The following is a 4,545-nucleotide window of genomic DNA, read 5'->3' as shown; positions in this document are numbered from 1 at the left end:
CGCCACCGCCGGAAAGTCACCGCGGCTCGACGCGATCCTGGAGTTCCTCGGCGGCGTGCTCCAGGGCAGCTTCTACTACGACTCCCCGGCCTGGGTGGACAACGAGGCCCGGTACCGCGGGCTGTTGCTGGCCGAGATCGGGGCGGGCGACGTCGCGGCGGCGACGCGGACCAGCGAGGAGCACGTGCGCTCCTGCGCCGCCGTGACCATAGAGCACCTGCGGTCCCGCGGCTACCTGCCACCAGCGCCGCCAGCTTCGCCCGCCGCCAGCCCCTGACCTCGCCGTACGGCTATCCCGAAGGGCGGGCGGCGGCGAAGGCGCGCAGCTCGCGGGCGACGTCCGGGCCGGCGGGCGTGTACATGACCTCGCGGAACCCCGCCTCGGCGAGCCTGCCGAGCTTCCGTCCGACGCTGACGGAATCACCGACCAGGGTGCCGACGTAGACATCGCCGGCCATGGTGTCGACGTCGATGTGCTCCAGCAGGGGCCGGTCACGCTCGGAGAGGTGGGTGACATGGCCCTCGAAGGTGAGCAGGTGGCGCTCCTCCTCGGAGGCCAGGCCCTCGAGGGCCTTCCGCCACTGCGAGCCACCGGGCAGGGCGTCCACCCCGGCCGCCCCACGGACGGCATAGGTGGTGTGCCAGCCGACGACCTGCCACGGGCCGATCGCCTCCCGTACGCGGCTGGAGCTCGGGTCCTCGCCGGGGTCCAGCACGGTGCCCGAGACCATCGTCGCGGTCGGCAGCGTCGGGTGGGGCGGCCCGATCGTGCCGTCAGCCACCTCGGGGGCGCGCTTGTTGCCGCGCGGGCCGAGGACGCTGAGCCACAGCGGCACCTGGACCGGCCGGTCGGCGGTCAGGCCGGGCCAGTGCAGCATCCGGGCCGCCGCGCCGTCGAGCACGATCGTCTCGCCGGCGAGCAGCCTGCGCAGCGACGCGACATAGTCGATCAGCGCGTCCAGCGGCATCGCACGCTGCCCGATCGTCATGCACGCCGTGTAGCCGGTACCGAAGCAGGCCCGGAAGCGGCCGCCGGACAGCCGGGCGATGGTGGCGATGCCGGAGGCCATCGTCATGACAGACCGCTGGGTCGGGATCAGGACGGCGGTGGCGAGACCGATCCGGGTCGTCCGGGTGGCGGCGAGCGCCAGGTGCGCGAACGGATCCTCCCACAGCGGCGCCGAATCGAAGATCCACACCCGCGCGTACCCGAGCTCTTCGGCGAGCACGGCGAGGTCGGCGAAGTCCGGGCCCGGCGGGAGCCCGCACGATAACTCAAACTCGTTCGCGTCGGTCATGGAACCGTTTCTACCAGGCAATCAAGCATGGCGGCACCGCAATCGGAACCGGCCCCCCTGATATCAACATCCACGCAAACCCCTGTTTCGACATTCTCACTGAATCATTCGAGCGTCAAGGCCGCCATCGCGAACTCGCCTCCGGACCGAGCGGGCAGGTGCCGCCGGTCGGGCTCTCCCCGGTTTCCGTGGACTCGCAATTCATCAGTCGGCCAAGGTCCCGCCAACTGACTGGTGGCACAGGACGGACATGGTCACCACCCGGGCGAGTCCCCTGGTCACGCTCGTTCGCGGGCGCCAGGCCGGGCTGCCCGAATCGCGGCGCGGCCGCCGCTCCGCTTGACTCCAAGCCATCCAACATGCTAATCGGCCGGTGAAACGATAGTAGTCGCAGGCAGACAGTGCGTCTCTGGTAATGCCGAGCTATGGACGTCCCCGAACCCGCACTGTTAGCTGCGGAAGCGATAACGGACGTTGCCCCTCGCAAACGCCTAGCCCTGAGGAGCCCCGATGGCGACCGGACCAGGAGCCGAGCACCCGGAATCACGCGACTCGTCCCCGGCAACGCCGGCCCAGGCGCAGGCGCCGGCCCAGGCGCAGGCCCAGGCGCAGGCCCAGGCGCCCAGGCTGGAACCACTGCCGTTCGAGAAGTGGGACGACGAGACCAGGTCCATCCTCCTGCGCTACCTGCGGCGACCCGAGCTCTACCTGTCGGGCGCCCCGGACGCCCCCCCGATGCCGAAGGCGCTCGGGCTGTTCGCCCACCACGTCCAGCTGAGCGAGACCTTCCTCGCGTTCACCGGTCTGTTCGCCGGCGAGCACGCCACGCTCGACCCTCGGCACCGCGAACTTCTCATCCTGCGGGTAGCGTGGCGCACCCGCTCCGGCTACGAGTGGGCCCAGCACACCCGGATCGGGATGCAGGTCGGTCTCACCACCGAGCAGCTCTACGCCATCCCGCACGGAGCCGAGGCCGAGGTGTGGACGCCGGTCGAGCGTGCACTGCTGGCTGCGACCGACCAGATGATCGACCAGTCGCGTGTCGGTGACGACACCTGGCAGCTGCTGGCCTCCCATTTCGATGCGGGGCAGCTGCTCGAGCTGTCCTTCGCCGTCGGCGGCTACCTCTGTCTCGCGGCGGTCCTCAACAGCGTCGGCCTGCAGCCGGACCCGCCGACCGAACCGGTCGACGCACCGGCGCTCCCCGCAGAGGGTGACCCGTCCGCCTGACAGCGGCGCAATCGCAGGACATCCCGTACGCGCCGCGAACGAGCGACTCGTGTGACGGTCCGAGCCCGAGCATGAATCCGGGGCCGCCCATGGCAGCGAGTGCCTCGACCAACGCCCCGGGGTCCGTTCCGTCAGAACCGGGTCATCGGTAATTCATGATCATTACTACGTCGACAGCTCGTCAACATCGTTGATTATCTTGAGCATGGATGGACCAACCAGGCGCCGTCGTCGCGTCGCGTCGCGTCGTCGCCACGTCGCGTCGCGTCGCGTCGCGGCCGGCAGGACGGGCCAGCCGAGTACTCCGAAATATCTAGACTAATCATGGGCCCAGTCGAGTGACCGCGCGCAGCTTTCAGCGCCATATCGTCGCGTCCCGGTAGGCTGGACAGACCGCAAACACTCAGAGAAGGTCGATCATGGTGGCCGAGCCGGGGAAAGCACGGAATCGCGACCGGGCCACACTGCGCGAAAAGCCCCAGCGCATCGCCGACGAGATTCGGCAGCTCATCGTCGAGGGCGATCTTTCCGAGGGCGAGTCACTCGGCCACGAGCCGGATCTGGTCGAGCGGTTCGGGGTCTCCCGCCCGTCCCTGCGCGAAGCCCTGCGCATACTCGAGACCGAGGGCCTGATCTCGGTCAAGCGCGGCGTTCTCGGCGGCGTCGTCGTCCACCGGCCGGACCAGCGGATGACGGCCCGCACCGCGGCGCTCGTGCTCCAGGCCCGCAATGTGCCGCTCGCGGATGTCCACGCCGCCCGCAGCCTGCTCGAACCGGTCGCCGTACGGCTCGTCGCCGCGTCAGGGGATCACCGCTCGGCGGCCGCCGAGCTGCGGCGGCTCACCGCCGAACAGCTCGAGGTGATCGACGACCCCGAGGCGTTCGGAAACGCCAACTCGCGCTTTCACGCCCGGCTCGTCGAACTGGCGGGGAATCAGACACTGGGCATTGTCGCCGAAATGCTCAACGAGATCGTCGCCCGAGCCGTCGCCGCGGTCAGCCAGCCCGAGGACGGGAAAGAAACCACCGAGACACGCCTGCGAGGGCTCCGTTCCCAGGCCCGGCTGGCGACACTCGTCGAGGCGGGCGACGCCACCGCCGCCGAGGAACACTGGAAAGAGCACATGACGGTCGTGGGAAAAGTGATCCTCACCCAGGGAGCCAAAACAGTCATCGATCTGATGCAGCATCAGTACTGAGGCGACGTCAGCGCTGGGACGGCGTCGGCGCTGAGACGACGTCAAGTACTGAGACGACGTCAGCGCTGAGGCTGTCCGGAGCCCCGGGCGGTCAGTGTCCCTCGAAGACGGGCGGGCGGTGCTCGGCGTAGGCCGTAAGTGCCTCCCGCATGTCCCTGGTGTGGACGTTCACCGTCTGCGCCAGCGCCTCGACCTCGAGGGCCTGGGCCAGTGACGACGTCCCGGCGGCGGCCAGCTCACGCTTGGTCATGGAAAGGGCCACCGGCGGCCCGGCCGCGATGGTGCCGGCGATCTCGCGAACCGCGGCGTCGAGCCCCGCAGCGGGCACGACCGCGTTCACGAAGCCGATCTCGGCCGCCTGCGCCCCGCTGAGCATCCTCGCGGTGTAGGCGAGCTCCTTCGCCCGGTGCACGCCGATCCGCTGGCGAAGCAGCCAGGACGTGCCGAAGTCGAGGCTGAGCCCGCGCCGGGCGAAGATCAGCGAGAACCGTGCCGTGTCCGCGCACCAGGTGAGGTCGGCGGCCAGCGCGAGGCCCAGGCCGGCACCGACGCAGAGCCCGTCGACCTTGGCCACGACCGGCACGGGACAGTCGTGAACCGCCAGCACCACGTCGGCCAGCACCCGCATGTTGTCGAGGTTGTGCGACGGTGCCCCGCTCCCGTTCGAGGAGCTCTCGCCGCGGGTGCCGCCGAGGTCGGCGCCCGTGCAGAAGTTCCCGCCGGCGCCGGTGAGGATCACCACGCGGGCACCGGAGTGCCCGACCTCCCGGAAGATGCGCCCGAGCGCCACCCACATGTCACCCGTGCAGGCGTTCCTC

At 70.0% G+C, this 4,545-nt stretch carries 4 protein-coding genes and 1 pseudogene; 3 read left to right on the top strand and 2 right to left on the bottom strand.

Features of this window, described 5'->3' with window-relative positions:
• Positions 1–277, top strand: a pseudogene (locus MXD62_RS27040) (GntR family transcriptional regulator); the annotation flags it as partial.
• 13 nt (positions 278–290) lie between these two features.
• Here the strand turns inward: MXD62_RS27040 and MXD62_RS27035 are convergent.
• Complete coding sequence (locus MXD62_RS27035; protein WP_285224202.1) at positions 291–1,319, bottom strand: LLM class flavin-dependent oxidoreductase; 1,029 nt, start codon at positions 1,317–1,319, stop codon at positions 291–293.
• Between the two features lie 489 nt (positions 1,320–1,808).
• Here MXD62_RS27035 and MXD62_RS27030 point away from each other — a divergent pair, with 489 nt between their 5' ends.
• Complete coding sequence (locus MXD62_RS27030) at positions 1,809–2,528, top strand: carboxymuconolactone decarboxylase family protein (RefSeq protein ID WP_248832227.1); 720 nt, start codon at positions 1,809–1,811, stop codon at positions 2,526–2,528.
• Positions 2,529–2,947: 419 nt separating this feature from the next.
• Positions 2,948–3,727 (top strand): FadR/GntR family transcriptional regulator, encoded by a 780-nt coding sequence (locus MXD62_RS27025; protein WP_248832226.1) that lies wholly within the window; start codon positions 2,948–2,950, stop codon positions 3,725–3,727.
• A gap of 91 nt (positions 3,728–3,818) precedes the next feature.
• Here MXD62_RS27025 and MXD62_RS27020 read toward each other — a convergent pair.
• On the bottom strand, positions 3,819–4,545 hold a 727-nt coding region (locus tag MXD62_RS27020; protein ID WP_248832225.1), incomplete at its 5' end, for an enoyl-CoA hydratase/isomerase family protein.

This window comes from Frankia sp. Mgl5 (genome assembly GCF_023242985.1).
Lineage (GTDB): Bacteria > Actinomycetota > Actinomycetes > Frankiales > Frankiaceae > Parafrankia > Parafrankia soli.
The sequence above is the reverse complement of the archived record's forward strand: the minus strand, read 5'-3'. Positions and strand labels throughout refer to the sequence as shown.